This is a genomic window from Streptomyces sp. NBC_00704 (assembly GCF_036226605.1).
Taxonomy (GTDB): Bacteria; Actinomycetota; Actinomycetes; order Streptomycetales; family Streptomycetaceae; genus Streptomyces.
This window is the reverse complement of the sequence record NZ_CP109000.1, coordinates 1,175,968-1,195,731: the sequence shown is the minus strand read 5'-3', so window position 1 is coordinate 1,195,731 and position 19,764 is coordinate 1,175,968. Positions and strand designations below refer to the sequence as shown.

The 19,764-nt window shown below is 74.9% G+C and carries 18 protein-coding genes; 11 read left to right on the top strand and 7 right to left on the bottom strand.

Annotation, left to right across the window (positions count from 1 at the left end):
* Positions 1 to 15: 15 nt before the first annotated feature.
* The gene (galU, locus tag OG802_RS05245) at positions 16 to 948 is read right to left on the bottom strand and encodes a UTP--glucose-1-phosphate uridylyltransferase GalU (RefSeq protein WP_329407643.1); all 933 of its coding nucleotides are present in this window, start codon (positions 946 to 948) and stop codon (positions 16 to 18) included.
* Positions 949 to 1,484: 536 nt separating this feature from the next.
* Between galU and OG802_RS05240 the strand changes: the two genes are divergently transcribed.
* Together OG802_RS05240 and OG802_RS05235 are read left to right on the top strand one after the other, a co-directional pair.
* Positions 1,485 to 3,458 carry an RICIN domain-containing protein gene (locus tag OG802_RS05240; RefSeq protein WP_329407641.1) on the top strand — a complete coding sequence of 658 codons (1,974 nt, stop codon included), beginning with the start codon at positions 1,485 to 1,487 and terminating at the stop codon, positions 3,456 to 3,458.
* Between the two features lie 272 nt (positions 3,459 to 3,730).
* On the top strand, positions 3,731 to 4,390 hold the full coding sequence (locus OG802_RS05235; protein WP_329407640.1) for a DedA family protein: 660 nt from the start codon (positions 3,731 to 3,733) through the stop codon (positions 4,388 to 4,390).
* A gap of 80 nt (positions 4,391 to 4,470) precedes the next feature.
* Here OG802_RS05235 and OG802_RS05230 read toward each other — a convergent pair whose 3' ends face one another.
* Entirely contained in the window at positions 4,471 to 4,998 is a 528-nt protein-coding gene (locus tag OG802_RS05230; protein ID WP_329407638.1) for a gamma carbonic anhydrase family protein, read from the bottom strand.
* A gap of 184 nt (positions 4,999 to 5,182) precedes the next feature.
* On the opposite strand from OG802_RS05230, the gene OG802_RS05225 reads away from it, so the two are divergent.
* Complete coding sequence (locus OG802_RS05225) at positions 5,183 to 5,947, top strand: acyltransferase (RefSeq protein ID WP_329407636.1); 765 nt, start codon at positions 5,183 to 5,185, stop codon at positions 5,945 to 5,947.
* Positions 5,948 to 6,027: 80 nt separating this feature from the next.
* On the opposite strand, the gene OG802_RS05220 is transcribed toward OG802_RS05225, so the two are convergent.
* Entirely contained in the window at positions 6,028 to 6,885 is an 858-nt protein-coding gene (locus OG802_RS05220; protein ID WP_329407634.1) for a DMT family transporter, read from the bottom strand.
* Positions 6,886 to 7,021: 136 nt separating this feature from the next.
* On the opposite strand from OG802_RS05220, the gene OG802_RS05215 reads away from it, so the two are divergent.
* The gene (locus OG802_RS05215; protein WP_329407632.1) at positions 7,022 to 7,606 is read left to right on the top strand and encodes a helix-turn-helix domain-containing protein; all 585 of its coding nucleotides are present in this window, start codon (positions 7,022 to 7,024) and stop codon (positions 7,604 to 7,606) included.
* A 119-nt stretch (positions 7,607 to 7,725) separates the two neighbouring features.
* Here OG802_RS05215 and OG802_RS05210 read toward each other — a convergent pair whose 3' ends face one another.
* Positions 7,726 to 8,133 carry a CoA-binding protein gene (locus OG802_RS05210; RefSeq protein ID WP_329407631.1) on the bottom strand — a complete coding sequence of 136 codons (408 nt, stop codon included), beginning with the start codon at positions 8,131 to 8,133 and terminating at the stop codon, positions 7,726 to 7,728.
* 194 nt (positions 8,134 to 8,327) lie between these two features.
* Between OG802_RS05210 and OG802_RS05205 the strand changes: the two genes are divergently transcribed.
* From OG802_RS05205 to OG802_RS05185, 5 genes are all read left to right on the top strand, one after another.
* Complete coding sequence (locus OG802_RS05205; RefSeq protein WP_329407629.1) at positions 8,328 to 9,074, top strand: hypothetical protein; 747 nt, start codon at positions 8,328 to 8,330, stop codon at positions 9,072 to 9,074.
* Entirely contained in the window at positions 9,071 to 9,619 is a 549-nt protein-coding gene (locus tag OG802_RS05200) for a SixA phosphatase family protein (RefSeq protein ID WP_329407628.1), read from the top strand. Before OG802_RS05205 ends, OG802_RS05200 begins: the two co-directional genes overlap by 4 nt.
* 133 nt (positions 9,620 to 9,752) lie before the next feature.
* On the top strand, positions 9,753 to 10,379 hold the full coding sequence (locus tag OG802_RS05195; protein ID WP_329407626.1) for a YigZ family protein: 627 nt from the start codon (positions 9,753 to 9,755) through the stop codon (positions 10,377 to 10,379).
* 224 nt (positions 10,380 to 10,603) lie between these two features.
* Positions 10,604 to 11,767: an exonuclease SbcCD subunit D gene (locus tag OG802_RS05190; RefSeq protein WP_329407625.1), complete on the top strand. Its 1,164-nt coding sequence runs from the start codon at positions 10,604 to 10,606 to the stop codon at positions 11,765 to 11,767.
* The gene (locus tag OG802_RS05185; protein ID WP_329407624.1) at positions 11,764 to 14,751 is read left to right on the top strand and encodes an SMC family ATPase; all 2,988 of its coding nucleotides are present in this window, start codon (positions 11,764 to 11,766) and stop codon (positions 14,749 to 14,751) included. Before OG802_RS05190 ends, OG802_RS05185 begins: the two co-directional genes overlap by 4 nt.
* Here the strand turns inward: OG802_RS05185 and OG802_RS05180 are convergent.
* Positions 14,748 to 15,194, bottom strand: coding sequence for an Lrp/AsnC family transcriptional regulator (locus OG802_RS05180; protein WP_329407623.1), 447 nt, complete (start codon positions 15,192 to 15,194; stop codon positions 14,748 to 14,750). The two genes, OG802_RS05185 and OG802_RS05180, sit on opposite strands and share 4 nt — an antisense overlap.
* 128 nt (positions 15,195 to 15,322) lie before the next feature.
* Between OG802_RS05180 and OG802_RS05175 the strand changes: the two genes are divergently transcribed.
* On the top strand, positions 15,323 to 15,811 hold the full coding sequence (locus OG802_RS05175; RefSeq protein WP_329407621.1) for a rhodanese-like domain-containing protein: 489 nt from the start codon (positions 15,323 to 15,325) through the stop codon (positions 15,809 to 15,811).
* 158 nt (positions 15,812 to 15,969) lie between these two features.
* Here OG802_RS05175 and OG802_RS05170 read toward each other — a convergent pair whose 3' ends face one another.
* Both OG802_RS05170 and OG802_RS05165 read right to left on the bottom strand, forming a co-directional pair.
* On the bottom strand, positions 15,970 to 17,661 hold the full coding sequence (locus OG802_RS05170; protein WP_329407619.1) for a DUF885 domain-containing protein: 1,692 nt from the start codon (positions 17,659 to 17,661) through the stop codon (positions 15,970 to 15,972).
* A 69-nt stretch (positions 17,662 to 17,730) separates the two neighbouring features.
* Positions 17,731 to 18,222, bottom strand: a complete 492-nt coding sequence (locus OG802_RS05165; RefSeq protein WP_329407617.1) for an Lrp/AsnC family transcriptional regulator — start codon at positions 18,220 to 18,222, stop codon at positions 17,731 to 17,733.
* Positions 18,223 to 18,282: 60 nt separating this feature from the next.
* Here OG802_RS05165 and OG802_RS05160 point away from each other — a divergent pair, with 60 nt between their 5' ends.
* On the top strand, positions 18,283 to 19,578 hold the full coding sequence (locus OG802_RS05160) for a trans-sulfuration enzyme family protein (protein WP_329407616.1): 1,296 nt from the start codon (positions 18,283 to 18,285) through the stop codon (positions 19,576 to 19,578).
* Positions 19,579 to 19,764 lie beyond the last annotated feature (186 nt).

Sequence of the window (19,764 nt, the reverse complement as noted above, 5' to 3'; positions counted from 1 at the left end):
GTCCGGGTCGTCCCGTCAGGCGGCCGGCCGCCGGCGCCGCTCGGCGCCGCCCTCCTCCAGGCCCGCCACGAAGTCCTTGAGCCAGGCGGTGAACTCCGGTCCCAGGTCGGGCCGGTCGCAGGCCAGGCGGACGACCGTGCGCAGATAGTCGGCCTTGTCGCCGGTGTCGTACCGGCGACCCGAGAAGACCACCCCGCGCACCTCGCCCCGCGCCGCCAGCACCTGGAGCGCGTCGGTGAGCTGGATCTCGCCGCCGCGTCCCGGCCCCGTGCGCTCCAGGACGTCGAACACGGCCGGGTCGAGGACGTAGCGGCCGATGACGGCGTACCGGCTCGGCGCGTCCTCGCGCGCGGGCTTCTCCACGAGCCCGGTGACCCGCACGACGCCGTCCTCGCCGAACGGTTCCACGGCCGCGCAGCCATAGAGATGGACCTGCTCCGGCGCCACCTCCATCAGGGCGACCACGCTGCCGGCGTACCGGTCCCGGACGTCCAGCATCCGGCTCAGCAGCGTCTCGCGCGGGTCGATGAGATCGTCCCCGAGGAGGACGGCGAACGGCTGGTCGCCCACGTGGTTGCGGGCGCACAGCACCGCGTGCCCGAGACCGAGCGGGTCGCCCTGCCGGATGTGGTGGATGTGGGCGAGCCGGGCCGGGTCGCGCACCGCGTCGAGCCGCACGGTGTCCCCCTTCGCGGCGAGCGCCTGCTCCAGCTCGAAGGCGTGGTCGAAGTGGTCCTCGATGGCCCGCTTGTGCCGGCCGGTCACCATCAGCACGTCGTCCAGACCGGCGGCGGCCGCCTCCTCGACGACGTACTGGATGGCCGGCTTGTCGACGACCGGCAGCATCTCCTTCGGGGTCGCCTTGGTGGCGGGCAGGAAACGGGTGCCGAGACCGGCGGCCGGAACGACCGCTTTGCGGACGCGGTATGCGGAGTGGAGGGCGCTCATGCGGACGATGCTGGCCCGTGCGGATGGGAGTACGCCGGGAGCCGCATGGGAGTCTCCTGTGCGCCGCCGTGCTGCCCGCAGTGGCCAGTGGGCCGGTGAGTCGACCGGGGCACTGAGTCGGCCGAAGGGCCGGGGGGCCGAGGGCCGGTGGGTCGCTACGTCGGGGCCGGCCCCGTCGGTGCGGTGCGGGGGCGGCTGATTCGAATCGGAGCGGATGACGCGCGCGGGGCCGAACTCGGAGATTTTGTGCCTCATCCGGCTTTCCGTGTGCGTGAGTTGAGCCCGTCGCTCAGGGGCATTTTCGAATGCGGGTGCGGCTACCGCCGGTAACTTATCTGAAATTCCCTCGCTTTGAACTTGGGTCACTCGAACTCCTTGTTTCCTGTCAGGAGCGTGTGCAAAGGTGAGCCTCCCCTTACGGATGGGTCCGATCGGGTCAACGTGCCTGGTCAGACCAAAGGTACGCACCAATCCGGCACCTGCTTTCCGATGACGTGTTTTCCGTGCCGTTCGTCGGCTTGGAAGGAAATGGTTCCGTGCAATCCCCCAACCCCCCACGCCCGCCCCACCCGCCCCGCCCCGGCTGGACTCCCGGGGATTCCGACCCCGAACTCGTCGCACGGCTGGCCGACCCCGACGGCCGCGCCCATGCGATAGCGCTGCTCTTCGCCCGTCACTGGCGACCGGCCCACGACTACGCCACCGTCTGCCTGGCGGGCACCGAGGACACGGCGCGCCTCGTGGCCGCCGCCGCCTTCCACGACGTGCTCGGCCGACTGGCCGACGGGCGCACCGCAGGGGCCCTGCGCCCCCAACTCCTCGTCGCCGTACGGGAGACGGTGCGGGAATGGGCCGGCGAGGACAAGGTCGCGGACGTTCTGCCGGAACTGCGGAAAACCGTCGGCGGCCGCGGACTGCGCGCCGCGCGCACGGTGACCGCCGAAAGGCGGCAACTGGCGGAAAGGGCTTACCAGTTGCTGCCGTCCGCCTCGCAATGCCTTCTGTGGCACACCGAGGTGGAAGCGGAACCCATATCCGTACCGGCCGGTCTGTCGGGGATGGACGGCGTCGCCGCGCCCGCCGCTCTGGAGCAGGCGAGGGAACAATTGCGGGCGGGTTGTGTACGCGCCCACCGGGAACTCGCGCCGACGAGCGAATGCCGTTTCTACAACCGTCTCCTCGACGTTCCCCTGCGACGCGGGGGAACGCTGCTGCCCGACGTCCGCCGTCATCTCGCGCACTGCCGCTTCTGCCGCCACGCCGCCGAGCAGCTCAGCCATTTCGAGGGCGGACTGGACGTGCTGCTCGCCGAGACCGTGCTCGGCTGGGGCGCCCGCCGGTATCTCGACTCCCGACCCGCGCGCACGTCCGCGGACCCCGCCGACGCACCGGTGCGCCCGGCCGGGGCGCTCCGGCCCGCCGGCGGCGGCCGGCACCGCACCACCTCCGCGGGCCTGCTCGACCTGCCGGGCAGGCGTCCCCGGGCCGTGTTCGTCGGCGTGGGGCTGACCTCCCTGGCGCTGCTCGCGACCGTCTTCGTGACCAAGGGCTGGTCGGACGACGGCGCACCCGCTCCCGGCGCGACCTGGGGCGCGCCCATCGGCCGGACCAGCACCCCGGCCGACGGCGGGCAGCGGTTCCCCGGCGGCTCCCGCGACGCCCCGCCCTCGGGCTCCCCGTCGGCGGCCTCCGCCTCCCACAACGTCGAGATCGCGCTCGGCGGTCTGCGCGGCCCGGACTCGACGCTCTGCCTCGACGCCTCGGGCGGCCGGGCCGAGGCCGGTGTGGGGCTCGTCCTGGCGGACTGCTCGGCGGCCGCGACCCAGCAGTGGACGTTCCAGCACGACGGGCTGCTGCGCAGCGCCGCCGATCCCACCCTCTGTCTGGCCGCCGACCCGGGCCGGCGCACGACCGCCCTGGCCCCGTGCCTGGTGCACGCGGGCGAGACGTTCTTCGATCTGACCGTCCGGGGCGAGCTGTTGCTGCGCCGCGACGACGAACTCGCCGTCGCCCGGGACGCCGAAGGGGCCGGGGCGTCGGTCGTCGTCGCCGGCCGGGACGGCTCGGCCGGACAGCGGTGGGTCTTCGACACCGCCCGGACCGCGCCCGGCGCGCCCGGCGCCTCCGGCCCGCAGGTGCGCAGGCCCGATGACCCGCCGGCCGCGGATGCTCCGGACTCCTCGCGGCCCCCGGCCCGTCCGGTGGCCCCCGCGACGCCCGGCGGCGCCCCGACCGCGGCCCCCGGCGGCGCTCCCGCGCCCGACGGGTCGGCTCCGTCCGGTCCGGGGCTGCGGACCGGGATCGCCCAGGTCGGCTGCTGTGACTCCCCGGCCGGCCCGGCTTCCCCGGCGGTCCCGGCCGAGCCCGCCCGGCAGGTCGCCGCCGCCGTGGTGAACGCCCTCCCCGCGTCGGCCGCCGAAGCCGCCGGGGCCGTCACGACCGAGGCGTCCGGCGTGCTCGGCGGGATGGGCGGGGACGTGCGGAACGCGGGCGCCTTGCTGGGGCGCTGAACCGGCGACCGCCGTCAAGCCGAAGGAGGGGCCGCACGAGGGGATGGCCCCTCCTTCTTCCTTCGCCCGCCCCAGCCGTGGGCGGACGTCCGCCCTCCCCGCCGTCGGTGGCCGGCCCTTCCCCGGTCGCCAGTGGCCGGGCCTCGCGCCGCCGGTCTTCGCGCCGCGTCGCCGGTGACCGCCGGCACCGGAGGGCGGACCGGTCCGAGGCGACCCGGTAGGCTTCCCGGGAAGGGCAACAGGGCCGGGACGTCAAACGGGAGGAACCCGCGGTGCACGTGCAGGAATGGCTCGACACGGTGCCCGCTGCGGCCGTCTACGCCGTGGTCGCCCTGGTCATCGGCCTGGAGAGCCTCGGCATTCCGCTGCCCGGCGAGATCGTCCTCGTCTCGGCCGCGCTGCTGTCCTCCCAGCACGGCGGCGTGAACCCGGTCGTGCTGGGCGCGTGCGCCACCGCCGGCGCCGTGATCGGCGACTCCATCGGATACGCCATCGGCCGCAAGGGCGGACGACCGCTGCTGGCCTGGCTGGGCGCGAAGTTCCCCCGCCACTTCAGCGAAGGGCACATCGCCACCGCCGAGCGCTCCTTCGAGAAGTGGGGCATGTGGGCGGTCTTCTTCGGCCGCTTCGTCGCCCTGCTGCGCATCTTCGCCGGACCGCTCGCGGGCGTCCTGCACATGCCGTACTGGAAGTTCCTCACGGCCAACCTGCTCGGCGGCATCGCCTGGGCGGGCGGCACGACGGCCGTCATCTACTACGTCGGCGTCGTGGCGGAGTCCTGGCTGAAGCGGTTCTCGTGGCTGGGCCTGGTGCTGGCGGTCCTGATCGGCCTGACGTCGATGCTCGTCATCAAGCGCAAGGCCAAGCGCGCCGCGCAGGAGACCGCCGGAGCGGAGGCCGGGGCCGAGCCCGCGGTCGCCGCCGAGCAGTAGGCCGGGCACCGGACGGCGGGGGAGCGACGCAGGGCGCGGCGCCCCCCCCGGTGGTGCCCGCGCCCCGGCGACGCCGGCCCCTACTCGTGGATCTCCCCGTGGGCCTTGGCCAGGTCCGCATAGAACGTGCCGTTCAACGTCACGCCCTGCCGCTCCTCCTCGCTCAGCTCCCGCTTCACCCTGGCCGGCACCCCGGCCACCAGCGATCCCGGCGGGATCTGCATCCCCTGCGGCACGAGCGCCTGTGCGGCGACGAGTGAACCGGCCCCGATCACGGCCCCGTTGAGCACCGTCGCCCCCATGCCGACGAGGCAGTCGTCGCCCACGGTCGCGCCGTGCACCACGGCGTTGTGACCGACCGAGACCCGCTCGCCGATGGTCACCGGGAAGCCGGGGTCGGCATGCAGCGTCACGTTGTCCTGGATGTTGGCGTCCGTGCGGACGGTGATCCGTTCCACGTCCCCGCGCACGACCGCGCCGTACCAGACACTGGCCCCCGCCTCCAGGGTGACGTCCCCGATCACCGAGGCGGTCGGCGCCACGAACGCCTCCTCGTGGACCTGGGGTTCCCTGCCGCCGATGCCCACGATCAGCGCCCTGTGCGTCATCACCGTCTCCTCGCGCCCGACCCGCCGCGACCCGCCCCGACCCGACCCGCCGCGCGCGGGTCCGTCGATGTCCGGCCGGTTCCGTCGGTTCCGTCGTTTTCCCCGCACCGTACGCCACCGGGTGGGGTGAAGATCACAGGGCCTTCGGCCGTCGGCCGCGGTGCGCGCTGAGTACGGTGAGCGGGTGCCGAAGCGCAAGAACACGTTCTCATCATGGCGGCGCCGACAGGTGCAGCGCGCCGTCCACGCGGGCTGGTCCTGGGTGCAGCGCACGGCCTCCGTCACCGCCGAGCGGCCGGGGCGCCTGCGCTTCGGCTCGATCGGCGTCGGCACCCGGCTCGCCTTCCCCCTCGGCACGGTCTTCGGCGAGCCCTGGATCCACCTCGGCGCGCACTGCATCGTCGGCGAGCAGGTGACGCTGACCGCGGGTCTGATGCCCGATCTCGACCTCGGCCCCGACCCGATCCTGCGCCTCGGCGACGGAGTCGTCCTCGGCCGCGGCAGCCATGTCATCGCCGACACGACCGTCACCATCGGCAGCGACTGCTACTTCGGCCCGTACGTGTACGTCACCTCCACCAACCACTCCTACGACGATCCGCACGAGCCGATCGGCAAGCAGTGGCCCCGCATGGAGCCCGTGGAGATCGGTCCGGGGTGCTGGATCGGCACCGGCGCCGTGATCCTGCCGGGGGCGCGCATCGGGCGGAACGTCGTCGTCGCGGCCGGCGCGGTCGTGCGCGGGACCGTGCCCGACCACGCTGTCGTCGCGGGGGCGCCCGCCAGGGTCGTCCGGCGCTGGACGCCCGCCGACGGCTGGCAGCCGCCGCTGCGCAGTCCCGCCCCGGTGCCGATACCGGACGACGTGACGCCCGACCAGCTGGTCGCGCTCTCCGAGCTGGACGAGGAGACCGTGGCGAAGCTGGCCCGGCTGGAGCCCGGCAGCTGATCCGGGAGCCCGAGCGCGGCACCCCGGCGTGCATGCCGGCCTCGGTGGCCGTGCGGGCGGGCCCCGGACGGAGCACCTGGCTAGCCGGTGGCCAGCAGCAGGGTGCCGAGCAGGGCCAGCCCCGCGCCCGCCGCCTGGACCGCGCGCAGCCGCTCGCGCAGGAAACCGCGCGCCGCCAGCGCCGTCACCACCGGATACAGCGAGGCCAGCACGGCGGCCACCGTGACCGGCCCGTGCTGGGCGGCGACGGCGTAGGTGCCGTTCGCGGCGACGTCGGCGAGACCGACCAGCCCGTACGCCGGCAGCGAGGCCAGGGGCAGACCGCCCTCCGGCAGCGCGGGCGCCCCGCGCCGGACGGCGACGTACAGCGCGGCGCCGCCTGCCGCCACGTTGGTCACACGCTGCACGAACAGGGCGAGGAACAGCCCGGTGACGGTCGTGGAGGCCTCGGTGATCAGCACGAACACCGTGCCGAAGCCGAGCGCCGCGACCAGCGTGAGCAGCACGGCCCGGCGCTGCACCGGCGCTCCCCGCAGCTGCGGGCCGCCCGCGAGGACGATCCCGACGACGGCGACCGCGATGCCCGCGACCTGGACGAGGCCCGGCCGTTCGCCGAGGACCAGCCCGACCGAGACCGGCACGGCGACGCCGAGCGCGGCGAGCGGGGACACGACCCCCATGGGACCGAGCGCGAGCGCCTTGTAGAAGGAGAGCAGGGCGACCGGCCCGACCAGCCCGGCGGCGACCGCGAACCACAGCCGGGGACCGGCCTCGCTCCAGCCGCCGGTGACGACCACGACGCCGCCGAGGACCAGGGCCGGGATCGACTGCGAGACGACCACCACGATGAGGGCCGGGGCGCGCCGGGTCAGCAGACCGCCGCCGAAGTCGGCCAGACCCCACAGGAGGCTGGTGGCCAGGGCGAAGAGTGCTGTCACGGGTCCCTCGCAGTACAGTTCGGTGCACGATCTGGTGCACCACACCGTAGTTCAGGAAAGTGAACTCTGTCATCCATCATGTTGGACTCCGGTCTCCTGGCGGAACCGGACGGAAAAGGGCGGAACAGGAAGCCACGTGTCGGATCTCGACCTGCTGACCCAGTCCCTGGCGCGCAACCTCAAACGGTGGCGCACCGAGCGCGGCTTCACCCTCGACGCGCTCGCGGCGCGCGCCGGGGTCAGCCGCGGCATGCTGATCCAGATCGAGCAGGCCCGCACCAATCCCAGCCTCGGCACGGTCGTCAAGATCGGCGACGCGCTCGGGGTCAGCATCACCACCCTGCTCGACTACGAGCGCGGCCCGAAGGTCCGTATCGTCCCCGCCGACCAGGCCGTGCGGCTGTGGCACACCGACGCGGGCAGCTACAGCAGGCTCCTCGCGGGGGCGGAGGCGCCGGGTCCGCTGGAGATGTGGGACTGGCTGCTGATGCCCGGCGAGAGCAGCGGCTCGGACCCGCACCCGCTCGGCACCGTCGAGATCGCCCATGTCACCGCCGGCGAGCTGACGCTCACCGTCGACGGCACCGAGCACCGCGTCCCGGCCGGCGCGAGCGTCACGTTCGAGGCCAACGCCGCGCACCGGTACGCCAATCTGGGCGAGACCCCGATGCGGATGGTCCTGACGGTCTCGGTGCCCCCGCCGGCGCCCGCCCCGCACTAGACAGGCCGAGCGCTCACCCTCACGTCCGCGCGGCCGGCTCTCCTGGGCGCGCGGCGGGACGCGGACGGGGGCGATGACGATGACGAGGGCGGGGTGTCGGCCGGCTCGCGGGCGGGTCGTCAGGCCAGGCGGGGGATCTCGATCGCGGGGCAGCGGTCCATGACCATGTCCAGACCGGCGGCCCTGGTGCGGCTGTAGGCGGCCTCGTCGACGACGCCGAGCTGGAACCACACCGCCCGAGCGCCCGTGGCCACCGCCTCGTCGGCCACGGCTCCCGCGAGGTCGCTGTTGACGAAGACGTCGACGACGTCCACCGCGAAGGGGATGTCGGCGAGGGAGGCGTATCCCCGCTCGCCGTGCACGGTCTCCGCCTTCGGGTGGACGGGCACCACCCGCTTGCCGAAGCGCCGGAGCACCTCGGCGACCCCGTAGGCCGCGCGCCCGCGGTTGGTCGACAGGCCCACCACGGCCCAGGTGTCACCGGTTGCGGTGAGGATCTTCCGGATCGTCGCCTCGTCGCCGTACACCGGCAGCCTCCTTGGCAGTCTGGATGGGTTCGGCAGTCTGGATTGGTCAGAATCGGTCATGAACGATCGCGATAACTTCTGCATCGAACAGGATCCGACGCGGGCTTCAACAGTGTGCGACGGATCCTGATTCCTGACCCCGCCTTTGCGGCCCCTGCCTGCGGATTCGCCCGCGTCCGCCTAGGCTCGGGCACGTGCTGCGCCTCATCGACGCCCGAACCGGCGAACCCGCCCTCGCCGCCCCCGTCCGGCGGGGCCTCACCCGTGTCGAGGCGCACGCCTCGGGATACGGGGCCGCGTCGCTCAGGGTGCTGCTCGTCGCGGACCTGCTGGTGCGCGCGCTGGAACTGGGCGGCACGCCCGCCTGGCTCCTGCTCACCGGAGACCGCGACCAGGCCGAGCTGCGGGCCGGCGCCACCGCCCTCGGTATGCACCCCTTCGAGGACGGCCGGGACCTCGGAGCCGGTGTGGGCGAGGCGCAGATCCTGCGCGTGGTGGGCGAGGACGGCCCGAGCCCCGACGACGCGCTGCGCATCGCGGTCGCGCCGGCCGAGGGCGCCGTGCCCGGGGCCGCGGAGCGAAAGGCGGTACCGGACGCCGACCCGGCCGTCCTGCGTCTCGCGCTGCTCTCCGTGCGCCGCACACAGCCGCTCCGGCTCGACGCCACGGCACTGGCCGAGGCCCGTGACACCCTCGCACGCTGGCGGCGGACCGTCGCCGACTGGGCGCGGCAGCCGTCGCGACCGGTCCCCGAGGAGCTTCGCGCACGGCTGCGCGCCGCCTGGGAGGACGACCTCGACGTGCCCGAGGTGCTGCGCGTGCTGCGGTCGGTGCGCGACGCCGGCCCCGACCTCCCGGCGGGCGCCCGCTTCGAGACGTACGCCTACGCCGACCGCCTGCTCGGCCTGGAACTCACCCGCGACCTCGGATCCCCGGCGTGACCGCACCCGGCACCGGATCGCCGAACGGCGGCGCGCCGCGTCGGCTGGTCGTGCTGCGGCATGCCAAGTCGGCCTGGCCGCACGGCGTTCCGGACCACGAGCGGCCGCTCGCCCCGCGCGGCCTCAGGGACGCGCCGGCGGCCGGCCGCGCGCTCGACGAAGCCGGCTGCCGCCCGGATCTCGCCCTGTGCTCCACCGCCGTCCGCGTCGGCCGGACCTGGGAACTGGTCCACGCCCGCTGGGACCCGCCGCCCCCGGTGCGCTTCGACCCGCGGCTCTACGGAGCGGACGCGGCCGCCCTCCTGGACATCGTCCACGAGACGCCCGACGAGGTCGGCACCCTGCTGCTGGTCGGGCACAACCCCGGCCTGGCGGAACTCGTCCTCCACCTGGCGGGAGAGGCCGCCGGCGACACGCTCGACCAGGTACGGCTGAAGTTCCCCACGTCGGCCGTCGCCGTCCTGACCTGGCACGGCCCGCACTGGCGGGCCCTGACGCCCGGCGCGGCCCTGCTCACCTCGATGACCGTGCCCAGGGGCGCCTGACCGGCGTGCGAAGGCGCCGGCCGGGCCGCCCGCGGGCACGGCCGTCGTCGCGAGCGTCGCCGTCGGCCCCCCGTAGTGGCCCGCCCGGCACCGCGCGCGAGTCGGCGGTCCGGTCACCGCATAGTCTGACCGGATGCAGGACGAGTACCGCACCGTCGCCCGCGCGGGCGTGCACGAGAGCGAGGTCAACCGGTCCCGCTTCCTGTGCGCCCTCGCTCCGGCCGCCACCGAACGGGAGGCCCAGGACTTCCTCGCCTCCGTCCGCAGGGAGCACGCCGACGCCACCCACAACTGCTGGGCGTACGTCATCGGCGCCGACGCCGCCGTGCAGAAGGCGAGCGACGACGGCGAGCCCGGCGGCACGGCCGGCGTCCCGATGCTGCAGATGCTGCTGCGCCGCGACATGCGGTACGTCGTCGCCGTCGTCACCCGCTACTACGGCGGTGTCAAGCTCGGCGCGGGGGGCCTGATCCGGGCGTACGGCGGCGCGGTCGGCGAGGCGATCGACTCCCTCGGCGTCCTCACCCGCCGCCGCTTCCGGCTCGCCACGGTGACCGTCGACCACCAGCGCGCCGGCAAGGTGCACAACGACCTGCTCGCGACCGGACGCCAGGTGCGCGACGTCCGCTACGGCGAGGCGGTGGCCATCGAGATCGGCCTGCCGGACGCCGAGGTGGACGCCTTCCGCTCCTGGCTGGCCGACGCGACCGCGGGCACGGCCGGCTTCGCGCTGGGCGACGAGGCCTACGGGGACGTGTGAGCGGGACGGACCACGGGTGAGGGATGGCCGACCGGTGACGGGTGACGGGTGACGGGTGACCGGTGACGGGTGGTCTGCGGTCGGTGGTGCGTGTGTGAGGTGCGCCGCGTCCGGTGGCGGGATGAGTGAAATGTCCGTAAAGACCGTGTGTGGCGACTGTCGTGACGGTGCGATACGGGAGTAACCGCCCGTGCTGTCGGACCCGGCCGTTAGTCTCGGGGATCATGAGGCTCCTGCACACTTCCGACTGGCATCTCGGCCGGGCGTTCCACCGGGTGAACATGCTCGGCGCCCAGGCCGAGTTCATCGGTCACCTCGTCGCCACCGTGCGTGAGCGCGAGGTCGACGCGGTGGTCGTGTCGGGGGACGTGTACGACCGCGCGGTGCCTCCGCTGGCCGCGGTCGAGCTCTTCGACGACGCCCTGCACCGGCTGGCCGGTCTCGGGGTGCCCACGGTGATGATCTCCGGCAACCACGACTCCGCCCGCCGGCTCGGCGTCGGGGCCGGCCTCATCGGGCGCGCGGGCGTCCACCTGCGCACGGATCCGGCCGCCGCCGGCACGCCCGTGGTGCTGACGGACGCCTTCGGCGACGTCGCCTTCTACGGCCTGCCCTACCTCGAACCCGCGCTGGTGAAGGACGAGTTCGGTGTGGACACGGCCGCCCACGAGGCCGTCCTCGCCGCCGCGATGGACCGGGTCCGCGCCGACCTCGCCGCCCGCGCGCGGGGAACGCGCTCCGTCGTCCTCGCCCATGCCTTCGTCGCCGGCGGCGAGCCCAGCGACAGCGAACGCGACATCACCGTCGGCGGCGTCGCCTCCGTGCCCGCCGGAGTCTTCGCCGGAGTCGACTACACGGCGCTCGGCCATCTGCACGGCTGCCAGACGATCACCGAGCGGGTGCGCTACTCGGGCTCCCCGCTGCCCTACTCCTTCTCCGAGAGCGCGCACCGCAAGACCATGTGGCTGGTGGACCTCGGAGCCGGTGGGGAGATCACCGCCGAGCGCGTCGACTGCCCGGTGCCCCGAGCGCTTGCCCGCATCCGGGGAACACTGGAGGAACTCCTCGCCGACCCCGCGCTCGCCCGCCACGAGCAGGCGTGGGTCGAGGCCACGCTCACCGACGCCGTCCGCCCCGCCGACCCCATGGCCCGCCTCACCGAGCGGTTCCCGCACACGCTCAGCCTCGTCTTCGCGCCCGAGCGAGCACCCGACGACCCCGGCGTGTCCTACGCCCGCCGCCTCGCCGACCGCAGCGACCAGGAGATCGCCGAGGACTTCGTCGCCCACGTGCGGGGAGCGGGGCCCGACGCGCGCGAGCAGGGCGTGCTGCGCGACGCCTTCGACGCGGTCCGCGCGGACGACATGGCCGGGGAGGTGGCGCGATGAGGCTGCACCGGCTCGACCTGACCGCCTTCGGCCCCTTCGGCGGCGCCCAGAGCGTCGACTTCGACGAGCTCTCCGCCGCCGGCCTCTTCCTGCTGCACGGGCCCACGGGCGCGGGCAAGACCTCCGTCCTCGACGCCGTGTGCTACGCCCTGTACGGCTCGGTGCCGGGCGCCCGCCAGAACGGCCAGGGCACGAACCTGCGCAGCGACCACGCCGCGCCCGGCACGCGCACCGAGGTCACCCTGGAACTCACCGTCGCGGGACGTCGGCTGGAGATCGTCCGGCAGCCGCCCTGGGAGCGGCCCAAGAAGCGCGGCGCCGGCACCACGGTCGACAAGGCCCAGAGCCTGCTGCGCGAGTACGACACCGCGACCGGCGCCTGGAAGGACCTCAGCCGCTCCCACCAGGAGATCGGCGAGGAGGTCACCCAGCTGCTCGGGATGAGCCGGGAACAGTTCTGCCAGGTCGTGCTGCTGCCCCAGGGCGACTTCGCCCGCTTCCTGCGCGCCGACGCCGAGGCGCGCGGCCGGCTGCTGGGCCGTCTCTTCGACACCGGGCGGTTCGCCGAGGTCGAGAAGCGGCTGACCGAACGCCGGCGTGCCACCGAGGCACGCGTGCGCGAGGGCGACGCCGCGCTGCTCGCGGAGGCCCACCGGATGCAGCAGGCGGCCGGCGACGCCATGGAGCTGCCCGAGCTGGCCCCCGGCGAGCCGGGCCTGGCCGGCGCGGTGCTCGCCGCGGCGGCCGTCGCCCGCAGCACCGCGCGCGAGCTGCTGACGACCGCGCACTGCGGCCGCCTCGCCGCCGAGTCCGCGCAGGCCGCGGCCGAGCGGGAGCTGGCCGACGTCCGCGAACGCGACCGGCTCCAGCGGCGGTTCGCGCAGGCGCGCGAGCGGGCCGAGGCGCTGCGGGAGCGGGCCGGAGCCCACCGGGAGGCGCAGGCGCGCATGGAGCGGGCGCGCAAGGCGGAGACGGTGGCCCCGGCCCTGGACCTGCGCGAGGCCGCCGACGCCGAGCACCGGGACGCGGCGGCCCGCGCCGCCCGCGCGCGTGCCCTGCTCCCCGAGCCGTTCGCCGACTCCGGCGCCGCCGGGCTCGCCGCGGCCGCCCGCCGGGCCGCCGAGGAGCTGGGCGGTCTGGAGTCCGCCCGCCGGGGCGAACGGCGTCTCGCCGACCTCGCGGCCGAGCGGGCGGACCTGGACCGGCGGGAACGCGACGACGAGGACGTCCTGACCGAGGCCGAGACCTGGCTCGCCGGCTGGGACGCCGTCCGCACGGATCTGCGCGCCCGGATCGAACGCGCCCAGGAGGCCGCCGCCCGCGCCGAACAGCTCGACGGGCGGCGCGAGCCCGCGCGCCGGCGCCTGGAGGCCGCCCGGCGGCGCGACACGCTGACCGGCGACCTCGACACCGCACGACAGGCCGCCCTCGCCGCCCGCGAACGGACGCAGTCGGCCCGCGAGCACTGGCTCGACGTCAAGGAACAGCGCCTCAGGGGCATCGCCGCCGAACTGGCCGCCACCCTCGCCGACGGCGAGCCCTGCACGGTCTGCGGCGCCACCGAGCACCCCGCGCCCGCCCGCAAGGACGCCGGGCACGTAGGCCGCGAGGCCGAGGAGCGGGCGCTCGCCGCCTACCGGCGCGCCGAGGAGAGCCAGGCCGAGGAGGAGCGCGCGCACGGCCTCCTGCGGGAGGCGCTCGCCGCCGCCACGGCCGAGGCGGGCGACGCCCCGGCGGACCGGCTCGCCGCCGAGGCCCAGGAGGCGGAGCAGGTCTATGCGCAGGCCCGCGCGCAGGCCTCGGCGCTGCACCCCGCGCGCGAGGAACTGCGCCAGGCCGAGCAGGAGCACGAGCGCCGTGCGCACGCCCAGCGCGAGGCGGCCGTCAGATCCGCTTCCCGGGTGGGCCACCGCGAGCGCATGGAGCGCGAACGGCTCACCCTGGAGGAGGAGTTGACGTGGGCGCGCGGGACGGCGGACAGCGTCAGCGCGCGGGCCGCCGAACTGGAGCGCCGGGCTGCCCGGCTCACCGAGGCGGCCGAGGCGGCCCGCGCCGCGGAGGAGAGCGCCGCGCGGCTCAAGGCCGCCGACGGCCGCCTGGACGAGGCCGCCTTCCGGGCCGGCTTCGACACGCCGCAGGCCGCCGCCGACGCCCTCCTCGACGCGACCGCCCACCGCGAACTGCAACACCGCCTCGACGCCTGGCAGTCGGAGGAGGCCGCCGTACGGACCGCCCTCGCCGAACCCGACACGCTGGCGGCGGCCGGGCAGCCGCCCGCCGACCTCGCGGCCGCCGAACGCGCCGCGGCCGAGGCGGCCGAACGCCTCCGCGCGGCCGCCTCCGCCCAGGACGCCGCCGCCCGCCGCTGCGCCCAGCTCGACGAGCTGTCCGCGCGCGCGGAGAGCGGCGTCCGCCGGCTCGCCCCGCTGCGCGAGGAGTACGACCGGGTGGCCCGGCTGGCCGGTCTCGCCGCGGGCACCTCCGCGGACAACGAGCGCAAGATGCGCCTGGAGGCGTACGTCCTGGCGGCCCGGCTCGAACAGGTCGCCGCCGCCGCGACCGCCCGGCTTCAGCGCATGTCCTCCGGGCGCTACACCCTGGTCCACTCCGACGACCGGGCCGGGCGCGGCCGCAGCGGGCTCGGACTGCACGTCGTCGACGCCTGGACCGGCCGGGAGCGGGACACGGCCACGCTCTCGGGCGGCGAGACGTTCTTCGCCTCGCTCGCGCTGGCGCTGGGCCTCGCGGACGTCGTCACCGACGAGGCCGGAGGCGTCCGGCTCGACACCCTCTTCATCGACGAGGGCTTCGGCAGCCTCGACGACCAGACGCTCGACGAGGTCCTCGACGTCCTGGACTCCCTGCGCGAACGCGACCGCAGCGTCGGCATCGTCAGCCACGTGGGCGACCTGCGCCGTCGCATCCACGCCCAGCTGGAGGTCGTCAAGGGCCGCTCGGGGTCCACCGTGCGGCTGCGCCCCTAGCGGCCGAGCGGGCGGCGGGGGAGCGGCGAGGAGTAGACCACGCTCGTGGTGACCGACCCGAGCGCGCCGATCCGGCCCGACACCTCCTCCAGGTGGCGCATCGACCGCGCGGTCACCTTGATCACGAAGCAGTCGTCGCCCGTCACGTGGTGGGCTTCCAGGATCTCGGGCGTCACGGCCACCAGGTCGTGGAACGGCTTGTAGTTCCCGTTGGGGTAGCGCAGCCGCACGAACGCCAGGATCGGCAGGCCCAGCCGCTCGGGGTCCACGACGGCCGCGTACCCCTGGATGACGCCCGCCTCCTCCAGCCGTCGCACCCGCTCGGTGACGGCGCTCGCCGACATCGCCACGGCACGCGCCAGGTCGGCGAAACTGGCCCGTCCCTCGCGCTGGAGGACCTCGAGAATGCGCCAGTCGGTGGCGTCCGGGGAATACGCGGTCATCCCCGATGAGTAGCAGGGGATTCCCCGGTCCGGCAAGGTCCACGCCGGGGAACGCCCCTTCAGGGAGCCGGTCGGCGACCGTAGATTTCCGGTCGTCGACCACCACCACCGACGGAAGAGGCCCCGCGATGACCGCCGCCCCCAGCGTGACCGACGTCAACCCCGTCCTGCGCGTGGCTCCCGCGTCCCCCGCCCGGGCCGCCGCCCACTTCCGGGCGAGCCTCGCCTTCCACGCCGACGTCTCCGACGTGGCCGCGGCCCTGGCGGCCGGCGGCGACCCCGGCTTCGTCGCCCTGGACTCCCGCTCCACCGAAGCCTGGGACCAGGGCCATGTCCCCGGCGCCGTGCACCTGCCCACCGCCCTCATCCCCGAGCAGGCCGGGCGGCTCCTCGACAAGGACGTGCCGGTGGTGACGTACTGCTGGGGCCCCGGCTGCAACGGCGCCACCCGCGCCGCCCTCGCGCTCGCCGAACTCGGCTACCGGGTCAAGGAGATGCTCGGCGGCTTCGAGTACTGGGCGCGCGAGGGCTTCGCCTACGAGACGTGGCAGGGCCGCGAGCGGCGTGACGCCGACCCGCTCACGGCCCCCGTGGACGCGGCGGACTGCGGCTGCTGACCGCCGCGGCCCCGCCCGCCCCGCCCGGCCCCGTCAGCCCCGTACGACCGCGGGGGACCGGCCGCGGGAAGCGCCGGTCCGCCGCCGCGAAGCAGCCCTCGGGGCGGGACGCGTGCGGGCCGGCCGCCACGGGCCGCCCCGCCCGCCCGGCGGCGGGGTCAGAGCCGGGCCAGCTCGTCCACCAGGTCGTCGAGGCCCAGCGAGCCCTGCGAAAGGGCCGCCATGTGCCAGGACTTGAGGTCGAAGGCGTCCCCCCGGCGCTCGCGGGCCTTCTCCCGGCCCAGCAGCCAGGCCCGTTCGCCGAGCTTGTAGCCGATCGCCTGGCCGGGGATGGACAGATAGCGGGTCAGCTCGCTCTCGACGAAGTCCGCCGGACGGCTGCTGTGCCCGCCGAAGAACTCCTGGGCCAGGTCCGGCGTCCAGCGCTCGCCCGGGTGGAACGGCGAGTCCGCCGGGATCTCCAGCTCCAGGTGCATGCCGATGTCGACGATGACCCGCACCGCGCGCATCATCTGCGCGTCCAGGTACCCCAGCCGCTGCTCGGCGTCCGTGAGGAAGCCCAGCTCGTCCATCAGCCGCTCCGCGTACAGCGCCCAGCCCTCGGCGTTGGCGCTGACGATGCCGACCGTGGCCTGGTAGCGGGAGAGGTCGCCGGCGACGTGCGCCCACTGCGCCAGCTGGAGGTGATGGCCGGGGACGCCCTCGTGGTACCAGGTGGAGACGAGGTCGTACACCGGGAACCGGGTCTCGCCCATGGTGGGCAGCCAGGTGCGGCCCGGCCGGGAGAAGTCCTCCGAGGGGCCCGTGTAGTAGGGGGCGGCCGCACTGCCCGCCGGGGCGATCCTCGACTCCACCTTGCGCACCCGCTCGGCGAGTTCGAAGTGGGTGCCGTCGAGCGACTCGATGGCCTGGTCCATCAGGCCCTGGAGCCAGTCCCGCACCTCGTCGACGCCCTCGATGTGGCGGCCGTGCCCGTCGAGGTGCGCGAGCGCCTCCCACGGCGTCCGGGCCCCCGGCAGGATCTTCTCGGCCTCCTTGCGCATCTCGCCGAGCAGCCGGTGGTACTCGGCCCAGCCGTACGCGTACGCCTCGTCCAGGTCGAGGTCGGTGCCGTTGTAGAAGCGCGCCCAACGGGCGTACCGCTCCCGGCCCACGGTCTCCGGCGCGCCCTCGGCGGTCGGCGCGTACACGTCGCGCAGCCAGTCCCGCAGCTCCACGACCGCCGCGGTGGCCCCGCGCGCCGCCTCGTCCAGCTCGGCGCGGCGCGCCTTCGGCCCCGGGGCGACGAAGCCCTCGAACCAGGCGCGGCCCTCGTCGTCCGGGTCCGACCACTGCGTGAGCTGCTCGACGAACGTGGCGGTCGGCCGCGGGGCCGCGTACAGCTTGCGCTCCAGGCCGAGCGCCAGGGACTCCCGGTAGCCCGCGAGCGCCGCGGGCACCGCGCGCAGCCGCTCGGCGATCGCCGCCCAGTCCTCGTCGGTCTGCGTGGGCGTCACCGTGAACACCTCGCGCACATGGTGCGCCGGCGTGGCCATGTTGCCGACGGCGCGCAGCCCCTCGTCCGCCTCGTGCACCGCGAGTTCGGCGGTCAGGCGCTCGCGCAGCAGGCGGGCGCACCGGCGCTCGATGTCACTGTCCGCGCCGGGCCCGCGCTCCGCCTCGTCGAGCCCGGCCAGGGTGTCCCGCGCGAGTCGCGCGAGCGCCTCCTGCCCCGTGGGCGAGTAGTCGGGCAGACGGCTCGAACTCTCCTGCACGCCGAGATAGGTGCCGGTCACCGGGTCGAGGGCGATGAGATCGTCGACGTAGGCGTCGGCGATCTCGCGGGGCAGCGGGTTGTTGGTCTGTGACATGCGCCCCATCCTCGTACGGGCCGGCGGCGCACGTCACGGCGTTTGTCCTGAAGCCGTCGGCGGCGCGCGTCAGGGCGTCGGCCGCGACGCCGTGGACGGCAGCAGCGGCCCGCAGTCCCACTGCTGGAATATCAGCCGCGTCTCGACCCGGGCCACCTCCCGCTGCGAGGTGAACTCGTCGAGGACGAGCCGTTGCAGATCGGCCATGTCCGCGACGGCGACATGGACGAGATAGTCGTCGGGCCCGGTGAGGTGGAAGACCGTCAGCGCCTCCGGCAGCGCCCTGATCCGCTCCACGAACGGCCCCACCAGCTCCCGGCGGTGCGGCCTGACCTGCACGGACAGCAGCGCCTGGAGCCCGCGCCCCAGCTTGGCCGGATCGAGCCGCAGCTGATGCCCGAGGATCACCCCGCTGCGGCGCAGCCGCGTCACCCGGTCCAGGCACGTCGACGGCGCGACGCCGACCTGCGCGGCGAGGTCGCGGTAGGTGGTCCGGGCGTCGTTCTGCAGCAGCCGCAGCAGCTGGAGATCGACCGGGTCGAGTACGACGGATTCGGCCATCGGCCGAACGTAGCACGGCGGATGCGCCACGCGACCCGTGCGATGTTCACCCTGCGGTCCATGGACACATCCGCTGCGAGCACGCACGCGTACGACGGCGTACGCACGTCTGGAGCGCCCCGCGCACTGGCCACCGAGGCCGTGCACGCCGGCCGGGACGACCTGGCCCGCCAGGGCCTGCACGCCCCGCCCATCGACCTGTCGACCACCTACCCCTCGTACGACAGCCGCGCCGAGGCGGCCCGGATCGACGCCTTCGCCGAGACCGGCGCGGAACCGGACGGACCGCCCGTCTACGGCAGGCTGGGCAATCCGACGGTCGCCCGGTTCGAGACGGCGCTGGCCCGGCTCGAAGGCGCCGAGAGCGCGGTCGCCTTCGCCAGCGGCATGGCGGCGCTCACCGCGGTGCTGCTGGCGCGCGCCTCGGCGGGGCTGCGGCACGTGGTCGCCGTCCGCCCCCTCTACGGCTGTAGCGACCATCTGCTGACGGCGGGACTGCTCGGCTCCGAGGTCACCTGGACCGACCCCGCCGGGATCGCGGACGCGCTGCGGCCGGACACCGGGCTGGTCATGGTCGAGACGCCGGCCAATCCCACGCTGGCCGAGGTCGACCTGCGGGCCGTCGCGCACGCCTGCGGCTCGGTCCCGCTGCTCGCCGACAACACCTTCGCCACGCCCGTGCTGCAACGCCCCGTCGAACAGGGCGCGCGGCTCGTCCTGCACAGCGCCACCAAGTACCTCGGCGGCCACGGGGACGTGCTGGGCGGCGTGGTCGCCTGCGACGAGGAGTTCGCCGGGGTGCTGCGGCGGATACGGTTCGCCACCGGCGGCGTCCTCCACCCGCTGGCCGGCTATCTGCTGCTGCGCGGCCTGTCCACGCTCCCGGTGCGGGTGCGGGCCGCCTCCGCGACGGCCGCCGAACTGGCCCGGCGGCTGACCGAGGACCCGCGCGTGGCGCGCGTGCACTATCCGCGCATCGGCGGCGCGATGATCGCCTTCGAGGTGCACGGCGACCCGCACGACGTGATCGCGGGCGTCCGCCTGATCACCCCGGCCGTCAGCCTCGGCAGCGTCGACACGCTCATCCAGCACCCGGCGTCCATCAGCCACCGCATCGTCGACGCGCACGAGCGTCGGGGCGCGGGCGTGAGCGACCGGCTGCTGCGGCTGTCGGTGGGCCTGGAGGACGTCGACGACCTGTGGGCCGACCTGCGGGAGGCGCTCGGCGCGACGACGGGCACGAACGTGAACGCACGTGCGGGCGTGGGCACGGGGGCAGGGACGGGGACGGGCGCTGCCGCGGCCGGTTCCGGAGAAGTGATCCCCTCGCCGGCGCGCGGAACCGCCTCCGTCTGACCCCGGCGAGCGGGCGCCGGAAGGCCGGAAGAACGGAGGCCCGGAAGGCCGGAGGTTCGGAAGGCCGGATGTTCGGAAGGCCGGATGTTCGGAAGGCCGGAGGAATCCGGAACGCCGGAGGGATCCGGGCGGCGGAGGAATCCGGAACGGCGGCGGAAGGCGGGAGGGCCCGGCGATGTGACGTGA

Excerpts from the sequence above, each read along its gene's own strand:
- OG802_RS05185 (WP_329407624.1), top strand. The coding sequence starts at position 11,764 with ATGAGGCTGCACCGGCTCGACCTGACCGCCTTCGGCCCCTTCGGCGGC.
- galU (WP_329407643.1), bottom strand. The coding sequence starts at position 948 with ATGAGCGCCCTCCACTCCGCATACCGCGTCCGCAAAGCGGTCGTTCCG.
- OG802_RS05230 (WP_329407638.1), bottom strand. The coding sequence starts at position 4,998 with ATGACGCACAGGGCGCTGATCGTGGGCATCGGCGGCAGGGAACCCCAG.
- OG802_RS05170 (WP_329407619.1), bottom strand. The coding sequence starts at position 17,661 with ATGTCACAGACCAACAACCCGCTGCCCCGCGAGATCGCCGACGCCTAC.
- OG802_RS05180 (WP_329407623.1), bottom strand. The coding sequence starts at position 15,194 with ATGACCGCGTATTCCCCGGACGCCACCGACTGGCGCATTCTCGAGGTC.
- OG802_RS05165 (WP_329407617.1), bottom strand. The coding sequence starts at position 18,222 with ATGGCCGAATCCGTCGTACTCGACCCGGTCGATCTCCAGCTGCTGCGG.
- OG802_RS05195 (WP_329407626.1), top strand. The coding sequence starts at position 9,753 with ATGCAGGACGAGTACCGCACCGTCGCCCGCGCGGGCGTGCACGAGAGC.
- OG802_RS05175 (WP_329407621.1), top strand. The coding sequence starts at position 15,323 with ATGACCGCCGCCCCCAGCGTGACCGACGTCAACCCCGTCCTGCGCGTG.
- OG802_RS05160 (WP_329407616.1), top strand. The coding sequence starts at position 18,283 with ATGGACACATCCGCTGCGAGCACGCACGCGTACGACGGCGTACGCACG.
- OG802_RS05190 (WP_329407625.1), top strand. The coding sequence starts at position 10,604 with ATGAGGCTCCTGCACACTTCCGACTGGCATCTCGGCCGGGCGTTCCAC.